33 protein-coding genes, 1 tRNA gene and 1 riboswitch are annotated in these 24,727 nt (G+C 40.6%); of the genes, 26 read left to right on the top strand and 8 right to left on the bottom strand.

What is annotated here, in order from left to right; genetic code table 11:
- Positions 1 to 208: 208 nt before the first annotated feature.
- From rpmG to NST65_RS11245, 11 genes are all read left to right on the top strand, one after another.
- Entirely contained in the window at positions 209 to 358 is a 150-nt protein-coding gene (gene rpmG, locus NST65_RS11295; protein WP_008360061.1) for a 50S ribosomal protein L33, read from the top strand.
- A gap of 48 nt (positions 359 to 406) precedes the next feature.
- Positions 407 to 967: a 5-formyltetrahydrofolate cyclo-ligase gene (locus NST65_RS11290; protein WP_125586586.1), complete on the top strand. Its 561-nt coding sequence runs from the start codon at positions 407 to 409 to the stop codon at positions 965 to 967.
- A 56-nt stretch (positions 968 to 1,023) separates the two neighbouring features.
- On the top strand, positions 1,024 to 1,533 hold the full coding sequence (locus tag NST65_RS11285; RefSeq protein ID WP_254001365.1) for a hypothetical protein: 510 nt from the start codon (positions 1,024 to 1,026) through the stop codon (positions 1,531 to 1,533).
- 99 nt (positions 1,534 to 1,632) lie between these two features.
- Complete coding sequence (locus NST65_RS11280) at positions 1,633 to 1,806, top strand: hypothetical protein (RefSeq protein WP_162176177.1); 174 nt, start codon at positions 1,633 to 1,635, stop codon at positions 1,804 to 1,806.
- Positions 1,807 to 1,892: 86 nt separating this feature from the next.
- Positions 1,893 to 3,431 (top strand): rhomboid family intramembrane serine protease, encoded by a 1,539-nt coding sequence (locus NST65_RS11275; protein WP_111926455.1) that lies wholly within the window; start codon positions 1,893 to 1,895, stop codon positions 3,429 to 3,431.
- A gap of 70 nt (positions 3,432 to 3,501) precedes the next feature.
- Positions 3,502 to 3,705 (top strand): YqgQ family protein, encoded by a 204-nt coding sequence (locus NST65_RS11270; RefSeq protein WP_008342322.1) that lies wholly within the window; start codon positions 3,502 to 3,504, stop codon positions 3,703 to 3,705.
- 13 nt (positions 3,706 to 3,718) lie between these two features.
- Entirely contained in the window at positions 3,719 to 4,672 is a 954-nt protein-coding gene (locus NST65_RS11265) for an ROK family glucokinase (RefSeq protein WP_025092968.1), read from the top strand.
- A 213-nt stretch (positions 4,673 to 4,885) separates the two neighbouring features.
- Positions 4,886 to 6,805: an LTA synthase family protein gene (locus NST65_RS11260; protein WP_046311768.1), complete on the top strand. Its 1,920-nt coding sequence runs from the start codon at positions 4,886 to 4,888 to the stop codon at positions 6,803 to 6,805.
- An 86-nt stretch (positions 6,806 to 6,891) separates the two neighbouring features.
- On the top strand, positions 6,892 to 8,016 hold the full coding sequence (locus tag NST65_RS11255; RefSeq protein ID WP_111926457.1) for a M14 family metallocarboxypeptidase: 1,125 nt from the start codon (positions 6,892 to 6,894) through the stop codon (positions 8,014 to 8,016).
- A gap of 154 nt (positions 8,017 to 8,170) precedes the next feature.
- Positions 8,171 to 9,424, top strand: a complete 1,254-nt coding sequence (locus NST65_RS11250) for an MFS transporter (protein ID WP_111926459.1) — start codon at positions 8,171 to 8,173, stop codon at positions 9,422 to 9,424.
- Between the two features lie 76 nt (positions 9,425 to 9,500).
- Positions 9,501 to 9,815: an MTH1187 family thiamine-binding protein gene (locus NST65_RS11245; RefSeq protein WP_024427984.1), complete on the top strand. Its 315-nt coding sequence runs from the start codon at positions 9,501 to 9,503 to the stop codon at positions 9,813 to 9,815.
- 23 nt (positions 9,816 to 9,838) lie between these two features.
- Here NST65_RS11245 and NST65_RS11240 read toward each other — a convergent pair whose 3' ends face one another.
- A complete protein-coding gene (locus NST65_RS11240) occupies positions 9,839 to 10,012 on the bottom strand; it encodes a DUF2759 domain-containing protein (protein WP_003217333.1) in 174 nt (57 codons plus the stop codon).
- A gap of 157 nt (positions 10,013 to 10,169) precedes the next feature.
- On the opposite strand from NST65_RS11240, the gene NST65_RS11235 reads away from it, so the two are divergent.
- Positions 10,170 to 10,808, top strand: a complete 639-nt coding sequence (locus NST65_RS11235) for an MBL fold metallo-hydrolase (protein WP_111926461.1) — start codon at positions 10,170 to 10,172, stop codon at positions 10,806 to 10,808.
- A gap of 45 nt (positions 10,809 to 10,853) precedes the next feature.
- Here NST65_RS11235 and NST65_RS11230 read toward each other — a convergent pair whose 3' ends face one another.
- Positions 10,854 to 11,096, bottom strand: a complete 243-nt coding sequence (locus tag NST65_RS11230) for a DUF2626 domain-containing protein (protein ID WP_003217440.1) — start codon at positions 11,094 to 11,096, stop codon at positions 10,854 to 10,856.
- A gap of 212 nt (positions 11,097 to 11,308) precedes the next feature.
- Between NST65_RS11230 and NST65_RS11225 the strand changes: the two genes are divergently transcribed.
- Positions 11,309 to 11,689: a Spx/MgsR family RNA polymerase-binding regulatory protein gene (locus tag NST65_RS11225; RefSeq protein ID WP_007501232.1), complete on the top strand. Its 381-nt coding sequence runs from the start codon at positions 11,309 to 11,311 to the stop codon at positions 11,687 to 11,689.
- A gap of 55 nt (positions 11,690 to 11,744) precedes the next feature.
- Here the strand turns inward: NST65_RS11225 and NST65_RS11220 are convergent.
- A tRNA-Gln gene (locus tag NST65_RS11220) sits at positions 11,745 to 11,815 on the bottom strand.
- A gap of 97 nt (positions 11,816 to 11,912) precedes the next feature.
- On the opposite strand from NST65_RS11220, the gene NST65_RS11215 reads away from it, so the two are divergent.
- The 9 genes from NST65_RS11215 to NST65_RS11175 all read left to right on the top strand — a co-directional run bounded on the left by NST65_RS11215 (position 11,913) and on the right by NST65_RS11175 (position 17,177).
- Positions 11,913 to 12,788 (top strand): STAS domain-containing protein, encoded by an 876-nt coding sequence (locus NST65_RS11215; RefSeq protein WP_024422979.1) that lies wholly within the window; start codon positions 11,913 to 11,915, stop codon positions 12,786 to 12,788.
- A 177-nt stretch (positions 12,789 to 12,965) separates the two neighbouring features.
- Positions 12,966 to 14,036 carry a competence type IV pilus ATPase ComGA gene (gene comGA, locus NST65_RS11210; protein ID WP_041117979.1) on the top strand — a complete coding sequence of 357 codons (1,071 nt, stop codon included), beginning with the start codon at positions 12,966 to 12,968 and terminating at the stop codon, positions 14,034 to 14,036.
- Positions 14,017 to 15,057 carry a competence type IV pilus assembly protein ComGB gene (comGB, locus tag NST65_RS11205; protein ID WP_111926463.1) on the top strand — a complete coding sequence of 347 codons (1,041 nt, stop codon included), beginning with the start codon at positions 14,017 to 14,019 and terminating at the stop codon, positions 15,055 to 15,057. The genes comGA and comGB overlap by 20 nt, the downstream gene beginning before the upstream one ends.
- A gap of 16 nt (positions 15,058 to 15,073) precedes the next feature.
- Positions 15,074 to 15,367 carry a competence type IV pilus major pilin ComGC gene (comGC, locus tag NST65_RS11200; protein WP_024422977.1) on the top strand — a complete coding sequence of 98 codons (294 nt, stop codon included), beginning with the start codon at positions 15,074 to 15,076 and terminating at the stop codon, positions 15,365 to 15,367.
- A complete protein-coding gene (comGD, locus tag NST65_RS11195) occupies positions 15,360 to 15,806 on the top strand; it encodes a competence type IV pilus minor pilin ComGD (protein WP_046311754.1) in 447 nt (148 codons plus the stop codon). Before comGC ends, comGD begins: the two co-directional genes overlap by 8 nt.
- Positions 15,790 to 16,104, top strand: a complete 315-nt coding sequence (comGE, locus tag NST65_RS11190; RefSeq protein ID WP_041106865.1) for a competence type IV pilus minor pilin ComGE — start codon at positions 15,790 to 15,792, stop codon at positions 16,102 to 16,104. The genes comGD and comGE overlap by 17 nt, the downstream gene beginning before the upstream one ends.
- A complete protein-coding gene (gene comGF, locus NST65_RS11185) occupies positions 16,016 to 16,543 on the top strand; it encodes a competence type IV pilus minor pilin ComGF (RefSeq protein ID WP_259407219.1) in 528 nt (175 codons plus the stop codon). Before comGE ends, comGF begins: the two co-directional genes overlap by 89 nt.
- Positions 16,540 to 16,923 carry a competence type IV pilus minor pilin ComGG gene (gene comGG, locus NST65_RS11180; protein WP_041117969.1) on the top strand — a complete coding sequence of 128 codons (384 nt, stop codon included), beginning with the start codon at positions 16,540 to 16,542 and terminating at the stop codon, positions 16,921 to 16,923. Before comGF ends, comGG begins: the two co-directional genes overlap by 4 nt.
- A gap of 59 nt (positions 16,924 to 16,982) precedes the next feature.
- A complete protein-coding gene (locus tag NST65_RS11175) occupies positions 16,983 to 17,177 on the top strand; it encodes a YqzE family protein (protein WP_046311750.1) in 195 nt (64 codons plus the stop codon).
- Positions 17,178 to 17,211: 34 nt separating this feature from the next.
- On the opposite strand, the gene NST65_RS11170 is transcribed toward NST65_RS11175, so the two are convergent.
- Positions 17,212 to 17,490: a DUF3889 domain-containing protein gene (locus NST65_RS11170; RefSeq protein ID WP_061109527.1), complete on the bottom strand. Its 279-nt coding sequence runs from the start codon at positions 17,488 to 17,490 to the stop codon at positions 17,212 to 17,214.
- Between the two features lie 299 nt (positions 17,491 to 17,789).
- Here NST65_RS11170 and tapA point away from each other — a divergent pair, with 299 nt between their 5' ends.
- From tapA to NST65_RS11155, 3 genes are read left to right on the top strand one after another with little or no spacing between them, the layout of a single operon-like run.
- Positions 17,790 to 18,317, top strand: coding sequence for an amyloid fiber anchoring/assembly protein TapA (tapA, locus tag NST65_RS11165; protein ID WP_065214636.1), 528 nt, complete (start codon positions 17,790 to 17,792; stop codon positions 18,315 to 18,317).
- A gap of 52 nt (positions 18,318 to 18,369) precedes the next feature.
- Positions 18,370 to 18,942, top strand: coding sequence for a signal peptidase I (locus NST65_RS11160; protein ID WP_034280218.1), 573 nt, complete (start codon positions 18,370 to 18,372; stop codon positions 18,940 to 18,942).
- A gap of 57 nt (positions 18,943 to 18,999) precedes the next feature.
- On the top strand, positions 19,000 to 19,800 hold the full coding sequence (locus NST65_RS11155; protein ID WP_034280222.1) for a TasA family protein: 801 nt from the start codon (positions 19,000 to 19,002) through the stop codon (positions 19,798 to 19,800).
- A 67-nt stretch (positions 19,801 to 19,867) separates the two neighbouring features.
- On the opposite strand, the gene sinR is transcribed toward NST65_RS11155, so the two are convergent.
- From sinR to NST65_RS11135, 4 genes are all read right to left on the bottom strand, one after another.
- Entirely contained in the window at positions 19,868 to 20,203 is a 336-nt protein-coding gene (sinR, locus tag NST65_RS11150; protein ID WP_024422969.1) for a transcriptional regulator SinR, read from the bottom strand.
- A 33-nt stretch (positions 20,204 to 20,236) separates the two neighbouring features.
- Positions 20,237 to 20,401 (bottom strand): anti-repressor SinI family protein, encoded by a 165-nt coding sequence (locus NST65_RS11145; protein WP_075623492.1) that lies wholly within the window; start codon positions 20,399 to 20,401, stop codon positions 20,237 to 20,239.
- A 183-nt stretch (positions 20,402 to 20,584) separates the two neighbouring features.
- Entirely contained in the window at positions 20,585 to 21,382 is a 798-nt protein-coding gene (locus NST65_RS11140) for a YqhG family protein (protein ID WP_034280228.1), read from the bottom strand.
- A gap of 14 nt (positions 21,383 to 21,396) precedes the next feature.
- Positions 21,397 to 23,067: an SNF2-related protein gene (locus tag NST65_RS11135; protein ID WP_034280230.1), complete on the bottom strand. Its 1,671-nt coding sequence runs from the start codon at positions 23,065 to 23,067 to the stop codon at positions 21,397 to 21,399.
- A 253-nt stretch (positions 23,068 to 23,320) separates the two neighbouring features.
- Positions 23,321 to 23,427, top strand: a riboswitch (glycine riboswitch).
- Positions 23,428 to 23,628: 201 nt separating this feature from the next.
- On the opposite strand from NST65_RS11135, the gene gcvT reads away from it, so the two are divergent.
- Entirely contained in the window at positions 23,629 to 24,726 is a 1,098-nt protein-coding gene (gene gcvT / locus NST65_RS11130) for a glycine cleavage system aminomethyltransferase GcvT (RefSeq protein ID WP_101676874.1), read from the top strand.
- Position 24,727: the final 1 nt, after the last annotated feature.

Here is a 24,727-nt window from a genome sequence, read left to right as displayed (position 1 = left end):
GGGTTTCTCATGTATACAGTACGACAAAGATTGAGGTTTTATAGGGGAGCAGGCTATTTTTCATGAAATGACCGTACGATATGGATCAGAACGCGGATGGATTGCACTGAAAATCAAATTGGTGAAAAAACATTCTAGCATTCCTAAGCTAGAAGTGGTATTATAGTTAGGTCTGAATGTGAATTGATTTTAGTTTGGAGGGAAAAACATGCGCGTAAATATTACTCTAGCTTGCACTGAATGCGGTGAGCGTAACTATATTACTAAAAAGAATAAGCGAAACAATCCAGATCGCGTTGAATTCAAAAAGTATTGCTCACGTGATAAAAAACAAACTTTACATCGTGAAACAAAGTAAGCAGCAGGGAATTTTCCTGCTGTTTTTTTATGATGGGAGATGATCTTTGTGAAAAAGGAACTTCGCCTTCAAACATTAGCTAAGCTGGACCAGATGAGTGCCGAAGAATTCAAGCGAAGCACCGCTTTACTTCATGAGCGCTTGTTTCAACTGCCAGCATGGAAACAAGCGAATACGGTTGCACTTACCATGTCTAGAGGAAAAGAGGTACCGACAATGCCTCTCATTGAAAAAGCATGGCGGGAGGGGAAAACAGTATGTGTACCCACCTGTTTTCCAGAAACAAAAGAGATGACGTTTTATGAATATACACCAGAAACGAAAATGATCTCCCGCTACTTTGGGCTATTGGAGCCAGATCCTCTGACGTCGGCCGCTGCATCTAAAGAATCTATCGATTTGATCATTGTGCCTGGTGTGTGCTTCGATCGAAAAGGCTACCGTATCGGATATGGGGGCGGCTATTATGACCGCTACTTAGCTGACTATCACGGCGAAACGCTTGCCCTTTGTTTGACAGTACAGCAAACCGAGCATATTCCGGCTGAAACGCACGACATCCCGGTCTCAATCATGGTCAGTGAGAAAGGTACCATATTTCCAAAATAAAGTCCGCTGCTTATACAGATGAACGGGCTTTTTGTGTTGAGCGAAGGTGCTCGCTTATGATCAAAAGTCACATACACGATAGCGATCAACATTCTTCATTAAAAGGCATTTTAGCTGACGAGGGATATGTTTTGAAAAAATTTCGTGGAAAGAAAAGATACTTCCGTAATATGTGGGAGGAAGTGAATACTTGTGACTTAAAACTTGATCGTGATTCATGGTTTGATTTTTGGCATACGCACCTTGATTTTTTTGGAGTCGGGGAAAATAGCTTAAAAATAAGAAGAGAGCATATCAAAGCTCATATCGTTTTATATCATAGGCGGCTAAAACAGCTTGAAAGCTTTGAAAAGCCATACCAAACTTGGATTTGTATTCACGAACATGACCTTGGTTTAGACGCTGTATATGTTCATACACCAAATCCATACGGCAGTTACTTCCCGCACAAGGTGGAGGAGTTAGAGCGGGATTGTAGGCTGCCTCAATTTGACGTTTCTTATGATCAATCAGAGTGCGGAGAGGTCTATTATATTCAATCAAAAGAACAAGGGATTAGATTGTAAAGGCCTGCTTATGAAAGGAACCTTTTAAGCGATAAAAACGATGGTTCATGCATAAACAAATCCTATTTAAGCCACGATACGAACATAGGAGGGAATATGATGAATAAAATGATTTGGAGCATTGTGTTCACACTGTTTGCATTCGTTCTCGTGCAAAATCGTTATCGGCTCATGAATTTGGTTTTAGGCCAAAATCAAGTCCGGCACTTTTTGATTAAATGGCTGATGAAAATCCCATATTTTCGGACGAAATTTATTCGCCAAGCATTCTAATCCCGCAAAAGTCGGGATTTTTTTGTTTAGAAATGCGGATAAGAACGATTCTTGCTATAATAATGTAAAAAATGGAGCGCGAATGTATGAATGTCATAGATAGTTTATTTTGGCGAGTTGTTGATGAACTAAGACAAAAAGGATACGAGATGATTCAAAGTCCGTACCCAGAAGATGAAATATTTTTTGAAGCACCACGAAACTCAGGTTATGATCTCATCCGTCTATATAGAAAAGATGTGAATTTCAAGCAGGAGATCGTTCGAGATATCGAGGAGCAAACATATCGGATCAATCAGCTGAGAGAAGCTATGCGTAAACGATCTCTTCATCTCCTGCAGCTGCAATTTACAACTGATGTTCCAGTAGATGATTGGGAAGACCTAAACGGTCAGCCGCAAAAAGAGAATAAGGTGACAGTTACTCCTGTGTTACTCAATGCAGACACGCTTCAAAACGATGTAAACGAACTGCAAAAATGGCTGAATACATCGCTTGCAGTAAATGTAGAAGAAGCGAAGAGAGACACAGCTGAGGATGCCATGCAGCTGAAAAGGAACGTGCTTCAGGCATTTGATGATCAGGAAAAGCAGCGAGAACGAGAACGGGCCGTGTTTCAAAATGGCAGACCCATTTTTACCTACTTGCTGATCGCTGTCCAAGTGGTGATGTTTCTTTTACTTGAGCTGTCAGGCGGAAGTACCAATACCGCAACTTTAACAGCATTTGGTGCTAAAAATAATGTGCTGATCTTAGAGGGTGAATGGTGGCGCCTGATGACACCAATGTTTTTACATATTGGCTTGACGCACTTACTCTTTAATACTTTTGCTCTTTGGTCCGTTGGAGCGGCTGTTGAGAGAATTTATGGGTCGGGAAGATTTTTGCTCATCTATTTCATTTCCGGCATTTTTGGCTCCATAGCGAGCTTTGTGTTTAATACGGCAATTGCAGCCGGCGCATCTGGCGCGATCTTTGGCTGCTTAGGCGCACTGTTATATTTAGCCATCTCAAATCGAAAGCTTTTCTTTCGGACGATGGGGACAAATATTATTGTCATTATCCTCATTAACCTAGGAATAGGCTTCACTGTATCAGGTATTGATAACGCAGGGCATCTTGGCGGCCTGGTTGGCGGTTTTTTCACCGCATTAGCAGTCCGTCTGCCTAAACAGGTGCAGCCTGTCAAAATGCTTCTTGCGAGTGCTGCTTTGCTCTTTATTGGCGGTTTTGGATTGTATACAGGGTTTCATTCTGACGATCAAAAGGAAGCAGCGGCAGCAAGCGAAGCAGCGAGTTTATTTGATGAGAAAAAGTACAGCGAAGCAAGTGAACGACTAGAGGAATATGTGCACGATAAAGATGCATCAGCTGAGGCACTTCATATCTATGCACTATCGGAAGCGCAGCAGGGCCGACTTGATAAGGCTATTCAATTTTTACAAAAGTCGCTTGAAAAAGATCCAGATGATCCAAATAAACTGTATCATTTATCGCTTTTATACGTAGAAAAAGGAGAGACAGCGAAAGCAGAGGATCTATTAGCGAAAGCGTTAAAACAAGATCCTCAAAATGATCAATTTTTAAAGCTGAAACAATATATAGAAAATAGTCAAACACGTTGAATGACTTGACTGAAAGCGCATTTATGAATACGCTTATCCTAACTGTTAATGAGAAGAAATGGTGGAAACAATGAAAACGTTATATGATGTACAGCAGCTGCTCATGAGATTTGGAAATTATGTGTATTTCGGAGATCGTGAAGTAGAATTAGAATTTATGGCAGACGAATTGAAGGAAATGTATACATCAGGCATCATTGACCGGACCGAATGGTCAAACGCAATGACGATTCTTCAAATGGAGCTAGCCAAATTAAATCGAAAAACAATGTGAAGGTGGAGGGCATATGACAGGGGATTGGTTTGTAGGTATTGATCTTGGCGGTACGACAATTAAGCTTGCGTTCATTAATCTATATGGTGAAATTCAGCATAAGTGGGAGATTCCTACGGATAAATCCGGGCAGACGATCACAGTCGATATTGCCAAATCAATTGACCATAAACTGGTTGAGATCAGTATGCCGAAATCAGCACTTATTGGGATCGGAATGGGTGCACCTGGACCTGTAGATAAAGTATCTGGCATCGTCTATAAAACAACGAATCTGGGCTGGACAAACTACCCCTTGAAAGATCACCTAGAGGCAGAGACGGGACTTCCATCTGTCATTGAAAATGATGCGAATATTGCTGCACTCGGTGAAATGTGGAAGGGTGCAGGCGATGGCGCAAAAAATATCCTGATGGTCACACTTGGAACAGGGGTTGGCGGCGGCATCATCGTCAACGGTGAAGTCGTTCAAGGGGAAACAGGAGCTGGCGGAGAAATTGGCCATATTTGTGCCGTTCCATTTCAAGGTGCACCGTGTAACTGCGGAAGAACAGGCTGTATTGAAACGATCGCATCTGCAACTGGCATCGTCCGGATTGCAAAGGATAAATTAGAAACCGAGCAGCATACATCTTCACTTGGCAAGCTCGCTTCGCTATCGGCAAAGAATGTATTTGAAGCGGCAGAAAACGGAGATGATCTTGCAATGCGTGTCGTAGAAGAAGTGACGACACATCTTGGACTTGTCCTAGCGAATCTTGCTAGTGCTTTAAACCCAACAAAAATTGTGATTGGCGGCGGTGTTTCAAAAGCAGGTGAGCTTCTTCGCAGTAAAGTAGAGCGCATTGTGAAACAACATGCTTTCCCGCCTTGCGCTGACGATGTTGAAGTGGTAATTGCATCACTCGGAAACGATGCGGGTGTTATCGGCGGGGCATGGATGGCAAAAACCAAATGGCTGTCTTGAACAAAAAAGTCATAATGATGTCATTTTTATTAAAAAAAGCGATAGATAGGCATGAAATTGGATGTTTAGCATATTCATAAGTTTGTCATGAGGAAAAAGACATTGATTTTCCATCATATACAGGATAAGATATACTTTAGTTATTTTTCTAGAAGCACCAATAATTAGGGTATATCCAGAGCCTGGGTGCGCGCTTAGCATAAGGAGGTTACAATGCGAAAGAATAGATTAAAGGCGATTTCATTTTTACTGATTGCGACATTGCTGATGTGGGTCAAAACCTATGTTATCTATAAATCTAGCTTCAATATTAAAATTGAAAATTTCATGCAGGAGTTTATCCTGTTTATTAATCCGCTTAGCTTTCTCTTGTTTATCTTCGGTATCGGTTTATTTTTTAAAGAAAAAAACCGCAATCGATATATCATCGTGACAAGCTTTATCCTAACATTCGTTTTGTTAGCCAACATTGTGTTTTATCGATTCTATAGTGATTTTCTAACCATCCCCGTCCTATTTCAAACAAACAATATGGGTGACCTCGGGTCAAGTATTACCTCTTTAATTGAACCAGTCGATTTACTGATGTTTGTTGATATCATCATTTTAATTTGGCTCTATAAAAAACAGCCTTCCTTTAGAACAGATGTCACAATTTCACGAAAAGAACGAGCGGCCTATTACTTATTTGTGGCAGCTACATTCTTCTTTAACCTTGGTTTAGCTGAAACAGAACGACCAGAACTCCTTACTCGCTCATTTGACCGTGAGATGCTGGTGAAAAATATCAGCTTATATAACTTCCATATTTATGACGGGGTATTGCAATCGAAGCAGTCCGCCCAACGAGCTCTTGCTGACAGTAATAGCTTAACTGAAATTGAAAACTATGTAAGCGCAAATCAAACGGACCGTAATGAAAAGACATTTGGTCAAGCAAAAGGACGAAATGTCATTCTTGTATCACTTGAATCTACACAGAGTTTCGTGATCAATGAAAAATTAAACGGGAAAGAAATTACTCCGTTTTTAAACAAATTGATCAAGAAGAGCTATAACTTTACTAATTTTTATCACCAAACAGGTCAAGGGAAAACATCTGATTCAGAGTTTATTGTAGATAATTCTCTTTATCCACTTGGAAGAGGGGCTGTGTTCTTCACAAATCCAAGTAATGAGTTTACAGCGACACCTGAGCTGTTAAAGGATGAGGGCTACCACTCTTCTGTTATTCATGCGAATAACAAAAGCTTCTGGAACCGTGACCTTATCTACGATAGCTTTGGCTACGATAAGTTCTTTGATATTAAATCATTTGATGTGAATGAAGAAAACTCAGTTGGCTGGGGACTGAAAGATGGTCCGTTCTTTGAGCAGTCCGCTGAATTAATGAAATCGATCCCGCAGCCTTTCTATACGAGATTGATTACATTAACGAACCATTTCCCTTTTGATTTAGATGAAGAAGATAAGCTCATTGATGAATATGATTCAAAGAGCAAAACGCTGAACAAGTACTTCCCTACAGTGCGTTATCAAGATGAAGCCCTTAAGCTTTTCTTTAAAAAGATGAAGGAAGCTGGGTTATACGATAACTCCATTTTTGTTTTGTATGGGGATCACTACGGAATTTCTGAAAACCATAACGAAGCCATGGGACAATTTTTAAATAAAGAGATTACGCCATTTGAAGAAGTACAGCTTCAAAAAGTCCCGTTTGTTGTACACATTCCAGGGGTGACAGATCAACATCCAAAAGAAATTGATACGGTAGGCGGTCAGGTCGATATCCGCCCAACTGTACTCAATCTTCTAGGGATTGATACAAGTAAACAAATTCAATTTGGTCATGACCTTTTATCGAAAGATAAGAATGACTTTACAGTACTCCGTGATGGAAGCTTTATTACGAAAGACAGCATTTTTACAGATGGTGTTTGCTACAATAAAGAAACAGGCGAGCCAGCAGATGATAAAAACGTGTGTCAGTCTTATGAAGAGAAGGCGAAGCAGGAGCTTCAGTTCTCTGATCAAATCATCTACGGGGATCTCCTTAGATTTTATGATCGAAACAGCCCGGACCATTCACCATCCAAAAAAGAAGGTGAAACGGAGCTGAAAAAGGCGTCCTAATAGATGAAAAAACCTCTGCTATTTTTAGAAGCAGGGGTTTTCTTTTTTTGCCTTCCGGCTCATATAGTATGAGAGGAGGGATGTAAATGAAGACAACGTCGTTTGGAAAAATTGAATGGCAGCTGGATGAAGCAGGGAGGGATGCTGTGGCAAAGCAGCTTGGCATAGGAAAAGCGGCTTTTCATTTATCAAATCAAACAAGCACTGATGAGCTTCTTTTACCAGGATATAGACTTCCAGAAGGAGTCCATGTATTTGATTCGATAGGTGATGTGCAGAGATTTATTGCACCTTACAGACTGCAGCAATCCGATGATTGGATCAATGGAACATTTGAATATGATAGCGCTCGATTAGAAGAAGAGCTGAGCCGCTTGAAAGCTGTATTTCCTTTTCTTCATATCAGCGTCATTGGCCATTCAGTGCTTGATACACCTATTTATGAGATCCGAACAGAGCCTGTTCAGCATTTACATTCTATTCATCTCAATGCCTCATTTCATGCAAATGAATGGATCACGACGTCTGTTTTATTAAAATGGTTGAAATCGCTTTGCTTAGCAGCGTCTGACCCAGTGCAGGCAAGACATTATGAAGCGGTTCATATCCTGCAGACCACCGCTTTATCCATCGTGCCAATGGTCAATCCAGATGGAGTCGATTTGGTACGTAATGGACCGGAGTCACTAGGTCTTCATCGTGAAGAATTCACACTGCTAAACGAGGGATATTCCGATTACCGGGAATGGAAAGCAAATATTCGAGGGGTGGATTTAAACAATCAATTCCCAGCTTATTGGGAGATCGAGTACTATCGTCATCAGTCGAAGGCACCGTCCTACCGGGATTATCCTGGGCGTGAGCCATTAACAGAACCAGAAGCGAAAGCGATGGCCAATCTTGCGTTGCGAAAACGATTTGACCGGCTGATCGCCCTTCATACACAAGGAGAAGAGATCTATTGGGGGTTTCTTGGCCATGAGCCAGCCAGCTCAAAAGAAACGGTCAAACGATTCGAACTAGTGAGCGGCTACAAACCGATCCAATATCTCGACAGCTATGCAGGCTATCGCGATTGGTTTATTTATCAATTTCATAATGAGGGCTATACAGTCGAGCTTGGTCTAGGGAAAAATCCTCTTTCCATGGTTCAATTTGATTCGATCTATGAAAAAACAAAGCGGCTTTTGTGGGAAGCGTGTAAGTGTTAAAAGCACCTGTCTGGTGCTTTTTCATATTTTGAGAAAATCAATTGCTTATGGTCAATAAAAACAATGTTGAAGTAATTGACGAAGGCCTCCTTGTAAGCTATGGTGAAAGATATGGATGTAAAAAAAAGGATATGATTTAGGGAGATGTCGACTATTGAGTGCTCAAAGCCTGTGGAAAAGAAATTTTACTTATTTATTTGTTTCTAAAATGTGCAAAATTACGGCTGATAGTTTATCTTTCAACACCATCTTGTGGCTTTTAGTACTAGGAGGGAAAGGGGCCATAGGGACAGCTTTTTTTATTGCAGTCAGCTTTGTTCCTCAAGCGATTGTTGGGCCATTTATTACGCCTATGATGAAGCCGCATCAATTGAAGTTTTGGATGTGTTTTGCTGATTTAACACGAGGAGCGATTATCCTTGTGATCGTGGTTAGTTACTTTTATGGTTTCACCCCATTAGCACTCATCATTGGCTGTATGCTGCTGCATTCGGCGACAGGAGGCTCCTATGAACCGGCATCTGTATCGATTATTCCAAAGTTTGTCCATGAGGACCTCATACAAAAAGCGAATGCAACCATCCAATCAGCAAGTCATGTAGTAAGACTTGTGACGGTCACGATTTGTGGTGTCATGATTGCATTTGCAGGCGTAGGTTATACAATGCTTGTGATCATTCCTCTTTACCTTTTGTCCGCTTTATTGGTGTTCATGATTTCATATCAAACAGACGTCATCATCGATAAAGCCAAAAAAGGATTATCTTACGGCAAAAGATTAATTCGAGGTTTTTCACTTGTTAGAAGCCACCATATTTTGTTTCCATTAGCGATTTTTTGTGTCTGCTCAAACTTTGCTGCGGCACCATGGGAAGCATTGTCTGTTATTTATTTAACAGAAGACTTACATAGTGGACCGGTCGTCTATTCATTCATCAAAGTCACAACTGCACTAGGCGCATTTTTGATGGGGTTTGTTTTGACAAAGATAAAAGTGAATCGGTATGGATTGCTGTTTATAGGCGCTGGGATCGTTGATGGAATCGCCTTCTTCATCACAGGTATGAACGCATTGTTGCCTCTTGTGTTTATATCAGCTTTTGCTTTAGGAGCAGCAATTAGTGCAGTTAACGTACCCGAACATACGATGATTCAATTGTCAGTAAAGGCAGAGGATCAGCCGCAAGTGTATGCGATCATCAACATGATTTCCTACTTAATGATTCCGTTAGGCGCCCTCCTTGGCGGCTATATGGCAACAATATTTGGATCTGGGTATGTCATTGCGGCCGGCGGCATCATTGAAGCTGTTTCAGGTATATGCCTGCTTCTGTTTACAAAGATCGGGAAGGTAGAGAGAGCGGATTTGACGATAGAACGAGACAAACCTGCCGTAAACGCAACGTAAGCATGGCATGATTGAATGAGGATAGGTTACAATGAGGACGAGAAAACATGAGAATTTAATGGAAAGGGGAAAAATTATGGCTATAGCAGACGTCACCATCATTCCGATAGGCACTGAAACACCAAGTGTCAGTGCTTATGTAGCAGATGTACAAAGAATTTTAGAAGGCTTTCAACAAGAAGGGAAAATCAAATATCAATTAACACCGATGAATACGTTAATTGAAGGCGAATTATCCGTTTTATTTGAGGTCATTCAGCGCATTCATGAAGCCCCTTTTGAAAAGGGATTGCACCGAGTAGCGACCAATATTCGCATCGATGACAGACGGGATCAAACCACAACACTTACAAGCAAATTAGAAAGCGTGAATAAGCATTTAAATCAATAAAAAAGCCTGCTATAAGCAGGCTTTTAATGTGCAGTTGGATAACCGCTATAGATGATGGTCATGACAGTGAACCATCCAAAAACCAAAAATGTAGCGCCTGCAAAAGCGATGGCAAGTACGTTCACTTTTTTTAGTGAGCGATAGATGCCGAGCGCAGCTAAAATCGTGACTAGACCAAAAATAATGACGAGCATCATATGAAAGTCCCCCTTTGTCATCAATCCCCTTGATTTCCTTTCTTTTCATTTTAACCGTTTTCATAAAGCTTGTCGAGTAGATTCCAGTTGACGATTGTTTGAATTTTTATTGAATAGCCTTCATAATAAAAAAGAATGAATAAAGTAGGTGATGAAAATGAATTGGAGAAAAATGCCACTAGGCTATGTACAAGCGAACGCATATATTTGGAAAAATGAACAGGGAGAATGCTTAATTTTTGATCCAGGCGGTGAAGCGCAAAAACTGATTTCCTATGTAAAAGAAAAACAGCTTACACCGCTTGCTGTCTTATTGACACATGCTCATTTTGATCATATTGGCGCGGCAGATGAGGTGCGCGAAGAGTGGGGAGTGCCGCTGTATGTACACGAAAATGAAAAAGAATGGCTCACGAACGCTGAATTAAACGGTTCAGCTCGATTGATTGGGAATGGAATTACGGTCAAAGAAGCTGAAAAATTGATTACGTCAGAAGGAACGCTTCAAATTGGGTCGTTTACATTAGAAATGTTCCATACACCAGGGCATTCACCAGGCAGTGTGTCTTACTATTCGGCGGAAGAGGGCTTTGTTATTTCTGGTGACACGCTATTTGAAGGCGGCATCGGGAGAACAGATTTAGTAGGCGGCAGTCAGGAAGTGCTGCTACAATCAATCCATCAAAAATTATTGTCATTGCCAGAATCAACTCTTGTTTTAAGCGGACATGGCGGGGAAACGACTGTGCTGACGGAGCAGGAGCAAAATCCGTTTATTAATGGATTTTCTCTTTAAACGTATGAAAAAAAGCATCTCTTTTTATAGAGATGCTTTTTTCAATTAATGTCCGGTACCGGGAACCATGATGAAAATCGAATAATATGTAAATCCGGCAAAGAAAATCGTCAAGTACGCTCCGAAAATGTAAATATACATTCTTTCGGATAAATTCAAGTAGGATAAAAATACAAAAAGAACGGTTTGACCGAAGAATAGCAGCGATGCATCTTTCATATGTCCTAAATAGAACATGACAGCAAAAATACCCGTCCAAAAGCCAAGCACGCGGAACATGCGATTCATTTCTTTCCCTCCCCATAAAAACCCCTTTGATTCATATTATAGCTGATCATCACTTGTTATGTAAACATTTACATTTTTGACATCATGTGAACAATTTATTTTGAATGCAGAAAAAATTTTTTTGAAAAAATGATGAAAAAGTGTTTATGCCGAAAAACATGAGGGTACTTACTCCATAAGAGAAAAGGTTAACGACCTAAGGAGGAAGACTAATGAGTGACATTACTTTTTATTCATACCCGAGCTGCACGTCTTGCCGCAAAACAAAACATTGGTTAAAGGCGAATCAAATTGATTTTAAAGAGCGTCACCTTTTCAGAGAAACGCCAACACTAGATGAATTAAAAAAGATTCTTTCTTTAACAACAGAGGGAATGGATGAAATTTTAGCCACACGAAGTCAGGCTTTTAAAAGCTTAAATTTAAATATTAATGACTTAAAAGTAAACGAGGTCTTACAGCTTCTCATTGAAAAACCAAAGCTGCTCCGGAGACCAATCATCATTGATGGGAATAAATTAGTGGTCGGCTATAATCCCGGAGAACTTATGAAAATATCAAAGAAGAAAGCGATTCATCAATCGGTATCCTAATAAAAAACGAAGATCAGCTGAAACAAGCTTCAGCCGTCTTCGTTTTTGTGCTGAACTGGGCTAGCTGGGTTCGAACCAACGATCACGGAGTCAAAGTCCATTGCCTTACCACTTGGCTATAGCCCAATATCAAACGTGTAATGTTATTGTTCACCATCTGCGGTCATTTATACATAAAAGTTGTATGTCACGAGTTTTAGTGAAAAAGGAGCGAAAGAAATAAATGAAAAATGAAAAATCAAAGCAATTATACGAATTTATCCTAAAAGAAGCCCCTGTCATGACCGAAGAATGGCTAAAAACAAGAACAGAAGAAGGCTCATTATATTCTAAACATGCTTCAGAGGAAACGGAAAAGAAGCTGAAGGAACAGAACACAGCGTTTATTCAAACCATTGCAGCCACGCTTGTGACACTGTCTGACAAAGTAGAAAACCATTTGAAAAAGTGGTCTGTTGATATTGCACGTGATCGAGCAGTGCACGAGGTGCCGTTATATGAAATCATTGGACAGTTTAAGATTTTCCGCCACATTTTCTGTTCGAGAATTGAGACATTCACCCAAGAAACAGAGCTTGAAGTGACGCTGCAAGATGTGTGTCAGTGGAATCAGCACTTTCACGCCACATTTGATGACATGATTGAGCGTTTATCAGAAGAATATGACCGCGTGACACTTAGTCAGCTGAATGCACAAAGAGAGATGATTCAAGAGCTAAGTGCCCCAGTTATTCCAGTATCAAAGGAAATTGGGATTTTGCCGCTGATTGGGGAAATCGATACGTACCGGGCCAAAATCATTCTGGAGTCCGTACTAGAACAGGCTTCAAGACTGCGTCTAACACACTTATTTATTGATATTTCTGGTGTTCCCGTTGTTGATACGATGGTGGCTTATCAGCTGTTTAAAGTGGTCGATAGTGCGAAGCTGCTAGGAATTGAGACGATTATTTCAGGCATCCGCCCAGAGATCGCTCAAACTGTAGTGAAACTCGGCATTGATTTCTCAAAAGTAAATACTGAGCATAGCCTTGCAAAAGCGTTAGAAAAAAGAGGATTTCGTATCTTTGAAGAGCAGCCGCAAGAAGCCACATCATGACCAAAAAACCTGTACTTGTAAAAGTCAGGTTTTTTTATATGCTCTTTTCTAAAAAATGATGTAATGCATCGTGAGTTGAGGGTTTTCATCATTGTTTAGTCATTAAAATCATAAATTGCTCTTTTGTCATTCACGTTCCGCCATTCTACAATGTGATCAGAGAAAGGAGTGATCCACTTGTATGGGATTGAATATTTAAGGCAAGAGCTGCTAGAAGAAGCATGCCGCATGAGGGCTTCTGATGTGCATATTGTGCCAAAAGAAAAGGAAGCTTCGGTGTCATTTCGTGTTGATTCAGATTTAATCCAGCAGCGAACCATTGATAAAAAAAGCGGAGAGAGGCTTATTGCACATTTTAAGTTTTTATCTTCTATGGATATCGGGGAAAAAAGGAGGCCGCAAAATGGCTCACTAGCTGTGATGCTAAGAAACGGTCAAGTGTTTATTCGGATGTCTACCTTGCCGACAGTGAATGATGAGAGCTTAGTGATTAGAATTTTACCGCAGGATCATGTTCCGAAAATAAAACATCTATCATTATTTCCGAAAGCCTCAGCCAGATTATTATCCTTTTTAAACCACTCGCATGGACTCATTTTATTTACTGGGCCAACAAATTCAGGGAAAACAACAACACTATATTCATTGATTCAGTTTGCAAAAAAGAATTTTAACCGAAATATTATTACCCTTGAAGATCCTGTCGAAACAAGGAATGAAGAAGTGCTGCAGGTTCAAGTGAATGAAAAAGCCGGCATCACGTATGCCGCTGGATTACGCGCTATTTTAAGACATGATCCAGATGTGATTGTGCTAGGAGAAATAAGAGATGCTGAAACGGCCAGAACGGCGATTAGAGCAGCACTGACAGGCCATTTAGTATTGAGTACGCTCCATGCAAAAAATGCAAAAGGAGCCCTTTACCGCATGCTTGAATTTGGTGTGACGATGAATGAACTTGAACAAACAATGGTTGCGATTGCTGCCCAGCGATTAATCGAGCTCACCTGTCCTTTTTGCGGAGAAAGATGTCAGCTTTACTGTAAATTAAATCGACCGATCAGACGAACAAATGTATTTGAGCTGCTGTTCGGAAAAGAGCTTGGTGAGTGTATCAAGGAGGCTAAAGGAGAATATGCTCACTCGTCATATGAAACACTGCAAAGATTAATTCGTAAAGGAGTGGCACTCGGCTATTTATCAAAAAACACTTACCATCGCTGGGTTTATGAAGAAGCGAGCCTCTAAAGTATGGTCTAAAAAGGATCAAGCTGAATGCCTATCAAAACTGGCTCAATTAATTCAGGCTGGATATACATTGATTGAGGCATTAGTGATGGTGAATATCCAGTTATCAAAAGAACAGCGGCAGCAATTAAAACTAGGTATTCAGTGGCTGCACGAAGGCGAGCCTTTTTATGTAGTGCTGGAGAGACTCCATTTTCAGAGGGAAGTCATCGCTATACTATGTTTTTCTGAGAAGCATGGCAGTCTAGCCCGTGCTTTAGAACAAAGCGCCCGTTTTTTAGAGAAAAAAATCAAACAGTTAGACACGTTTAAACGTATGTTACGTTACCCGCTTTTCCTCATCTTCACGGTTTTGGTCGTGCTGGTACTCGTTCAGCAAATGATCATTCCTCAATTTTCTGTTTTGTACTCATCGATGGATACCCGCATGTCTTGGCTGATTCAAGGGATGTTCGGACTATTTCAATTCCTTCATGCTTTTCTGCTCATCACTAGTTGTCTGTGTATCTGTCTTATTGGATATTATGCTGTTTTTTTTAGGAAAAAGTCGACCCTTGAGAAATTGAGGGTGATGAGTAAGCTGCCTTATTTATATAAAGGGATGCAGCTGATGCATACGTACCTTTTTTCTCTTCAGCTCAGCGGACTGCTTCAGGCTGGGTTATCGATGTACGAAGGTTTGCAAGCTTTTAAACAGCAAAGCTACCTGCCTTTTCTTCAAGAAATAGGTGAACAAATGATGGAAGAGTTAAGAAAAGGAGAAAGCATGGCCCATCAAGTAAGCGTGTCTCCTTTTTTCGAAAAACATTTTGCAGCCATTATCAAACATGGTGAAGCCAGCGGAATGCTTGCGAGAGAAATGTACACGTACAGCCAATTTCTATTAGAGAATGCAGAGCTAAAAATTGAAAAATGGATTTCTTGGCTGCAGCCAGTTATTTATGGGATAACAGCACTTCTTATACTCATCGTGTATTTATCTATTCTTTTACCAATGTATCAACTAATGGAGCAAGTGTAAGAAGGAGGACAGAGACATGAATGATAAAGGATTTACCCTGTTAGAAATGTTAATAGTCATGCTTGTAATATCCATTCTTTTACTCATTACCATACCGAATATTACACGTCATCACCAAGCTATTCAGGCAAAGGGCTGTGAAGGGCTTAAATCAATGGTCAGCACACAAGTGATGGCATATGAATTGGAGCATGATGGGAAGACGCCATCTTTAGCTGAATTAGAAAAAGAAGGTTATGTCAAAAAAGGATTAACTTGTCCTAATGGAAAAGCGATTGTCATTCAAAACGGCAACGTGAAGCATGAATAAATTATTTTTACATGAGAAGGGTTTTACCCTGTTTGAACAGCTGATGATCTTACTTGTTTTATCGATTGTATTGTCGATCATGGGAGGGAAAATCCCTAATATAATAGAAAACGCTGAAGCAAAAAGGCAAGTAAACATCATGAAACAAGATCTTCAATTGGCATCATATACTGCATTTATCAAAAAAACACGTGTGCATGTTGAGATCCATCCGCCGCATGTATCTTATCAGGTAATAGATCAAAAGAGTAACGAAGTCATTGCTTCTTATCAGCATAAAAAGGGCAGCATCAAAACTTCTACATTCTCGCAAGGTATCTATTTTAATGCAAAGGGACATCCAAGCAGTGGTGGATCTCTCATTGTCGAATTTGGCAGTCAATCGTATAAACTGACGATTTATTTAGGAAGCGGGCGAATTCATGTTCAAAAACAATAGAGGATTTAGTACGTTTGAGACGCTGTTTGCCTGTCATCTCTTTCTATTTGCTGCCCTAGTGCTCATGCCAGCCTATGAAAAACTCATGATGGGGAAAAAGGAAGTGAGAGCCAAGCTTGAAGCTTATCAGGTTTTACATGAACAGATGAATGAAGCGTTCATAAATGGGACAACATCTTCCATCAAAAAGAAGAGAGGCGAGATCACATATGTTTTCAATTGGCGTAAACAGAAGGGATGTGTTTCATACAAAGTACAAAAAAAAGAGACCATATGCTTTCGGCATGTGGAGCGATGACAAAGCTTTTACCCTTTTACAAGCTTTGTGGCAGCTGCAGCTATTTCTATTTCTTTCTTTTGGCTGTGGGCTGATCTTTTCAGCAGCTGAGAAAGCTCGTCCATTTGAAGACATCAATCGATTTTCCCAAATGGAATGGAAACAGACTGTCCTGCAATTAGATGAGGAATTAAGTCGTGCAGAAGCTGTCAAATCAGTGAAAGGAGGAAAAGTGTTAGAGTATATTTCTGATCAAGGGCGAGTGGTAACAATTGAGCCATACCAAGAAATGCTTCGAAAACGAACGGATCAGGCTGGACATCTTCCTTTATTGCACAAGGTGAAACAATTTCACGTGAGAACGAGTCAGCATAGAGCGATTCTAAAAGTCACAGATGGATCTGGTAAAGTGTATGAAGCCGTTTTTTTCACATATAAAGGAGTGGTTCGTAAATCGTGAAAAGGGAGGAAGGGTTTATCTATCCGCATGTACTTGCGGCGATTTTATTTTTTCTCTTGATCCTAGGGGCGATAACGATGGGGTTTCAAAAAGAACTGAAAAGTGCAGAGCTTACGATTTCTTTTTATAAAAAACAGCAGCTTTTTAGGGTGGGTGTGAGTGAAGCTGCCAGCACAGTAGAACGTATTTGTGCGGAACAGAAAACCCATATTGATACTGAAGAAGGCCGTGTGACATTGAAGCGGATGAAATGCGATCTTAAGAAAAAACTTGTCCTTGTTTTGGTGAAGGTGAAAACAAAAGATGGTTTATCCGATGAGCGTGAACTGATGCTGGATTGGAAGACCGGTGAAATCATGAGATGGGCAAATCCTGATTAGCCAGTGTATAAAATCATCCTCTTCCTGGTAAGACTTGAAGGAAGAAGAGGTGAAAGTGCTTGAAAACAAATGACTATGTAAAATATATGACGCAGGAAATCATTAAATATATGAATACACCACGTGACGAACGGAAGGAACACAAACAAGAAAAAATAGAAACGAAACCGCCGTTTTCACAGCGTTTATTTGGGGTTCTGCCGTTTGGCTTATCCATGATGCTTAAAAAACGCCAGCGCCATCAACGAAAGTAAAAAGCCGCCCAGCAGGCGGTTTTTCTATGCCGTTTTAGCTGTATTCCTCCACAACAATCACTTTATTCACCTTGTTTGAGTAAGGATTATAGGAAATGGTGACAAACACCCCAAATTCCTTTGTATGGTCTTTTAAGGTAATATGATACTGCTTCACAGATTCCTTATCGCGGTGGCGGTCCCATACTTTTTGTTTAAATAATACTTGCGTTAGCGGGTATCTTTTTTTTGCTTCTTTGACTGCCCGCGTTTCCCATTGATCTGCGGCGGCAGTCAAACCTCTCGCATCAACGGGTTTGAACTCTAGCATCATAGGACTCAGCAGTAAACTGAGCATGATTATGATTTTTCCATATTGCACTTAACATCACCTCACCTCTTCATATCCTGACCAAATCCTACATTTTTATGTAAGTTTTAAGAAGTACAAATGTCACACAAAAAAATATTGAATATGGTGAAAAAATGAGAAAATGGGAGAATTTTCTCGTAATGGTTCTTGTTTAAGAACAAAATGGACTAATTTGACGTTTTGGGTTTTATAGGTATTTCCTTATACTGTATATAATCGTTCTTTTTAAAGAACATAAGTTCAAGGAGTTGAAGGAATGAATGAAACAGTCGCTCTTTGTACTCTTTTGTGCCATTTGTTTGATTTTGACGTCTTCCATCATGACACCAACAAATGCTTCTTTTAACGATGTCGAGCACAAAAACTTTGTCATGAAAACATGTGAAAATTTTGAACAGACAGATCAGCATTGTCAGCCTAAAAAATGGGATGAAAGTCAATTGGAGCTTATCGATCAAACGATGATCGAAGGAACAGTCTGCGCACCTCAAAAACTGAGCATGACACTAAAAAATAGTGGACAGCCTATTGCGTACTCTGAATGGAAGTGGGAATTACATAAAATAGGAAATGATCAGAAGCCATTACAAGATGGTCATATTCTTGAAAAGGGCTCCATAAAGTCCCTGTTGTCGCAAGAAACAGCGACTGTCACGTCAGATAAAGCAAAAACAAATGGAAGCTATGCATTTAAAATCTATTATCCTAAAGGGTTTGGCGCATCTGATCAGGCGTACTTTTGGTCTAAACCGATGGTGCTCTCAAAGTGTCAAGAAAAGGCGTCCTGAATGGAGCTGTCTTTTAAAGTGAAAAAATGATAGGCGAAGGGGAGAAGGGGTTATGAAAAAATGGATGAAGATGTCTGGGAGTATTCTTTATGTGATGGTGTTCACGGTAATGATAGCCTCTATTATTGTCGTGTTGTCATCAAGAACAACAGGAGGAGAACCTCAGATCTTCGGTTATCAATTGAAGCAAGTATTATCAGGTTCGATGGAACCAGAATTTTCAGCTGGGTCACTGATTGTCGTAAAACAGGTCGCCTCACCTGAGACGCTCAAAAAAGGAGATATTATTACGTTTCAAACAAAGCAGGATCAGTCCTTTGTGACCCACCGAATTGTTGGGGTGAAGGGAAAGGGTGCATATAAAGCGTTTGAGACGAAGGGTGACAACAATATGTATCAGGACGGCACGCTGGTAAAAGCGGATCAGGTAACTGCGCAGTATATGGGAGTGAACATTCCTTATGCGGGTAAGCTTCTTTCGTATGCAGGGACATCTGCTGGAACTGCTTTACTCCTTATCATACCAGGTGTCATGCTGCTCGTTTATTCAACCATTCATTTTGTGGGCGCAGCGAAACATCGTAGACACACGGCTGATGTACATATGAAAGAGGAACAAGCTTAAATTGTTTGTAACCTTATCAGGTTTCAATAAAACAATAAATTAGGGGGTTTATTATTCATGGCAATGAAGAAATCAATTCGTTTAGGTGTATTATCAGGGGCTTTAGGTCTTGCATTAATTGGCGGGGGAACATGGGCGGCGTTTAATGATATTGAAAAGGCAAACGCGGTCTACTCGACAGGAGAGCTGGATTTATCTGCTAAAGAGAACTCCGGCGCCATCAACCTTGCGAACTTAAAACCTGGTGATCGGATCAAGAAAGAATTTCATTTTGATAATAAGGGATCATTAGCGATAAACCAAGTGCTGATGAGTCTTGATTATAGCCAGTTTACAGATGGATCTTCCGCGAAGAATGGCGGTAAAAATACAGCTGAAGAATTTCTCAGCCAGTTTCAGGTGAGTGTTCTTACGGTTGGAGCCGAAGGTGGAAATGGTTATCCGAAAAATATTATTTTAGACCATGCAAACCTGCTTGACTTGCATCAATTAACGTCAAAACAGGATCAGACCGCATTTGAAAAGCTTCGTCATGCCGTCGATGAGAAGTTTTTACATGAAAGTGGGAAAATTAATGTAGCAACTGTTGATGGAACAGTGGCTCCAGAGTATGACGGCATTCCAAAGAATCCGTTTGATTACGATAAAGTGGAAATGATCATTGAATTTATCAATGACCAGACGAAGGATAAAGCTGGTCACTATATCCAAAATAAATACCAAGGCGATGCGATTCAAATTGATCTTTCCTTCGAAGCGACTCAGTGGAATGGTTTAACGATCAATCCAAAAAAGCATACGGATGAAAAAGGCTACGTGAAAGAAAACGAAAAAGCACACAGCGAAGATAAAAAATAAAGCCAGTCTTTAGGCTGATATCAAGGTCTGCATAGCAATTGGAGGAGTATGCGCTAAAACGTGCGCTTTACTCCTCTTCTTGCTTTTTTCTCCAGATTTGATAATCTAAAAATTCACGAAATTGCTTTTTCGAAACCCCTGATGTCATTGCATCTCGAACTAGTTTTTCCCATTCACTATCTAATTGACCATCGTATTCGGTTTCATCTTTTTCGTTTAAAAGTGTATGAACCGAGACGTCCAGAACAGCGGAGACTTTTTCAAGAAATTGAATGGAGGGGTTTGTTTGCAAGTTTCTTTCTATTGAGCTTAAATAAGACTTCGCTACCCCAGCCTTTTCGGCCAGTTCTGATAGTGAGTAGCCTTTTTCATTGCGGTATTGTTTAATACGCTGGCCAATCAATGTCATCACCTTCCTTTCGATATTATAGCACATTCAGAAAGGTTTGATAGAATGACTTCTTACCAGAGGGGGAGACTCAGAGGACTTTTCATTTGATTTGAGGAAATGACGGACTTCTTCAACTGTTAGTCCTGCCTTGCGAGCTTCGCGTAATAATTGAATCCATTCACTGTCTAATTTGTTCGTTTTCTTTTCCATACAAATACCCTCCTAAAATACTGAATCATGTATTTCAGGCACTTAACGCATGAAATGGAAAGACATAGGTGGTAAGACCTCATAGATTGCTTGCGTCATGTTTCCGCCCAATACAAACAGACAAACTTAGCTTTAGACTGATCGAAAATTGTATGTCACATAAAAGGGGAGGGGGACCATGAGTCAACCTCCTCTTTTTTGCTGTAAGTAAAAAAGTCCGCCATTTTCAATCGTAAGACTGATTTTTGGTTCATATAAAGTTTTAAGTGCTTGTCTTTCTATTTCATATTCTACAGATGTGTCTGAAGTCCCTTCATAAAATTGGTTTAAAAGTTCGGAGTCTTCCTTCCATTTTTGAACGGCTCGCACTGCCCAGTCATCTGGCTCTTCATGGGCATAACGCTCCATGAGGCTGTAGAGCCGTTTGATTCCGCTTTCTGGCTTAATCATTGTACTCATCGTAAAGCAATAATCGGGAATTTGAGATGACAGCTCACGAGCTTCCAGCTTCTCTTGAAATTGTTCAATGACTTCTCCGCGAATGAGATGAAGGCCTAATGATAAAAGCTTATCCTTCTTCCGGTCTGCCAGATAAGAGATTTTTACATTGAGACCAAGCCATGGCTCAAGGGCGATCTGGTTGTTCGTGAGCGGGCTGACTCGTTCATAAAGCCGGATAAAACGGCCCTGCTCTTTGACCGCCTCAAATATTTGAAATAACCGTGGGGAGCCGAAATGGATAAATTCACCACTGGTCGTATCACCCGCTTTTTTTTGATCTGTGATGAATGTCAATTGCCGCGGTTCAGGTACACCGCCAGTTTTTTCAAGCCAGTGCCAATAAAAAGGACGGTTCATAATTAATTTATCCATTTCGATTGTCAGCTGTACGGTCATATGTCCTGCACTTTCTTCTAATATGCTGCATTGATTCGCCTTGAAAAAACGGAGAAGAAAGGTGTGAATGTCATGCTGCTCCATTGATCAACTCTCCTTTATGAGCCCTGCTGTCTTTTTTCTAAAAGTGGTGTTTGTGCTTCAGTTAAATAAGAAGCAAACTGGGTTAATTTCTTTTTCATGTCTCCGCCTGATTCATGCTGGAAGAGGATTTGATGCAACTTTGTTTCGACATCTTCAATATCAATTCTCGTTAAAATATCATCTAAATCGCCTATGACGTTTTCAAACAGCTGAATTTTCTCATATAAAAGCTTTAAAATATGCTCTTCAACTGTTCCGTTTGTTGACATATTGTAAATGTGCACATCCCGCTCTTGGCCAAGGCGGTGGATACGTCCAATTCTCTGTTCTAAACGCATCGGGTTCCACGGGAGGTCGTAGTTGATGATTTGGTTACAAAACTGAAGGTTGATCCCTTCGCCGCCAGCTTCTGTCGCAATTAACACTTGCGCCCGTTCTCTGAATAAATCTTTCATCCAATCTTTTTTGCCCCGCTTAAAGCCGCCCCGAAATGGCACAGAGCTGATGCCATTTTGCTGTAAAAACCACTGTAAATAAATTTGTGTGGCGCGGTATTCGGTGAAAATAATGACCTTCTCATTTAACTGCTGAATGAGTTTGACCACTTCAAGCGCCTTTGAGTTTTGCTCCACTTGATTGATTTTCTCCATGATTTGCGTTATAGCAGAAGATCCGAGAATATGCTTTTCTTCTTCCTGCATTTTTTTAATCGTCATATAAACTGCTTCACGGCTTGAACAGCATTCTCGTTCCAAGGTCATAATGGAAAACATATGCTTTGTATAAGACGGATTCTCTTTCAGCTTGCAGATTTCATCATACAATGCTTGTTCTGTCGGAGAGAAATCAATGGAAATCGTTTTGACATGCCGTTTTGTCCACTCGATGCCTGTGTCTTGTCTTCGGTTTCGAATCATCACTTTATTGACGAGCTGTTTTAATCGGTCATGGTCTTCAAGCTGCAAGTCCTTTTTGGCAAAGAGATCTTTAAATTGATGTTCATTTCCTAGGTGGCCTGGCTTCAGAAGGGAAACGAGATTAAATATTTCTCCGATCCGGTTTTGAATAGGTGTCGCTGTCAGCAGCAGGCAGAACTTCTTATTCAGGTTTCTCACAAATTCATAGTTTTTCGTTTTATTGTTTTTCAGTTTGTGTGCTTCATCGATAATGACCATATCGTAGGCAATCGATAAAATTGTGTCTCGATGCGGCTGTCTTTTGGCTGTGTCAATGGAGGAAACGACAACGTCACACTGCTCCCACACATAGCTCTTTTTTTGTTCAACAGCATCAATATAAAATTTCGTCCGCAGCTCCTGTACCCACTGAGACACAAGGGAGGCGGGAACGAGAATGAGAATCTTTTTGGCAAGTCCACGAATCATGTATTCTTTGATAATGAGTCCTGCTTCTACGGTTTTTCCAAGTCCCACTTCATCTGCTAGAATGGCTTTCCCATTCATTTCTTCTACGACTCTTCTGGCTACTTCGAGCTGGTGCTTTAAAGGTGTGAATGCAGGCAGGTGCGCGGGAGCTTGCAGCCCCTCGAATGAATCAATGGCTGTGACTTTTTGAACCTGCGTCGCTAAACGATACATGTCCCAGTTCGCCCAGGGGCCGTCTGCTGAAAGCCGCTGCTGAAATTCATTTGCCCATTCCTGATCAAAAATCGTTTGAATATTCAATGTGGTCGCCTGCCTTTCTTTCTACTAGGGTCTGATAAAATTGTTCTGTTTTTAAACGCTTCATTTTTTAAGAGGTCTCTAAAAGACTAGATATATGAATAAAAGCGAACGATATCGAAAGGTTGTTTTAAAAATGTTAATGATTTTTCTGTTGCTCTTCATCCATTTCTAATGGTAGGATGTTGATAAGTGATCTAGAAAATAAGTCACCCATTTTGATAGTATGTCCAATAAATGTGAAAAATATGAGCGGATGATGGTATGGGGAGAGACTTGGCGGTTATTTTGCACTGGCAGGCGCCGAAGGAGCAAGCTGAATGATTCAGTGAATCTCTCAGGCAAAAGTACTCTTACCGGACGCAACTCTGGAGAGTGTTTGCTTAAGGGTTTTAGCAAACCACCAAAGGGGAAAACGCACAAGGATATTGTGCTGTAAACTTTCAGGTGCAAGGACAGAGACTTCTTTTTGATAAAAGGGAGCGCTCTGTCCTTTTTTGCTGTGATTTTTTTCTGAAAATTCAGCTTGCATTTGCACTGTAAGAAAAAAGGGGGAAACGATTGATGTTGAAACGAACACCGCTTTTTCATGCGTATGAAACGTTTGGCGCAAAAACCATTGACTTCGGGGGCTGGGAATTACCTGTCCAATTTTCTTCCATTAAAGAAGAACATGAAGCTGTTCGAACAAAAGCAGGGCTTTTTGATGTGTCTCACATGGGTGAGGTGGACGTCAAAGGTCAAGATGCCCTTCCATTTTTACAAAGGTTATTAACCAATGATGTGTCTAAGCTGACTGACGGTAAGGCACTATATACAGCGATGTGTTATGAAGATGGCGGAACGGTAGATGACCTGCTCGTCTACCAAAAAGAAAAGAATCACTATTTACTTGTCATCAATGCATCAAATATCGATAAAGACGTGGATTGGCTATTGAAGCATGAAGAGAAGGATGATGTATTGATCAAAAATATTTCTGATCAAACCGCCTTGCTAGCGCTTCAAGGACCTCTTGCAGCTGACATCATCAAAGAGGTGGCAGATGAAGAGGTGACATCGCTTAAGCCATTTACGTTTTTATCAAAAGCTGAGGTCGCAAATAAAGAAGTGCTCGTTTCCAGAACAGGCTACACAGGTGAAGACGGCTTTGAAATCTACTGCCAGTCAGAAGATGCGGTCCACCTTTGGTCAGCTTTATTAGAAGCGGGGCAGCCAAAAGGACTCATTCCATGCGGACTCGGTGCACGTGACACCTTGAGATTTGAAGCAAGACTTCCGCTTTACGGCCAGGAGCTGACAAAGGATATCTCTCCATTAGAAGGCGGCATTGGTTTTGCTGTCAAAACGGATAAAGAAGCTGATTTTATCGGAAAAGCTGCACTTAAAAAACAAAAAGAAGAGGGACTGAAACGAAAGCTTGTCGGCATTGAAATGATCGATAAAGGGATACCGCGTACAGATTATCCAGTCTTTTCAGGAGAAAAGCAGGTTGGGATTGTGACAACGGGCACTCAATCCCCAACATTAAAGAAAAATGTCGGGCTTGCTTTGATCGAAACCTCAGTGGCAGAGCTTGGGGCAGAGGTGGAAGTACAAGTTCGCAAAAAACGTCTAAAAGCCAAAATCGTCGCAACACCATTTTATAAAAGAGCCAAATAAC

The organism is Bacillus sp. FSL P4-0248 (genome assembly GCF_038593305.1).
GTDB lineage: Bacteria > Bacillota > Bacilli > Bacillales > Bacillaceae > Bacillus > Bacillus safensis.
This window is presented reverse-complemented; position numbering and strand designations above follow the sequence as displayed.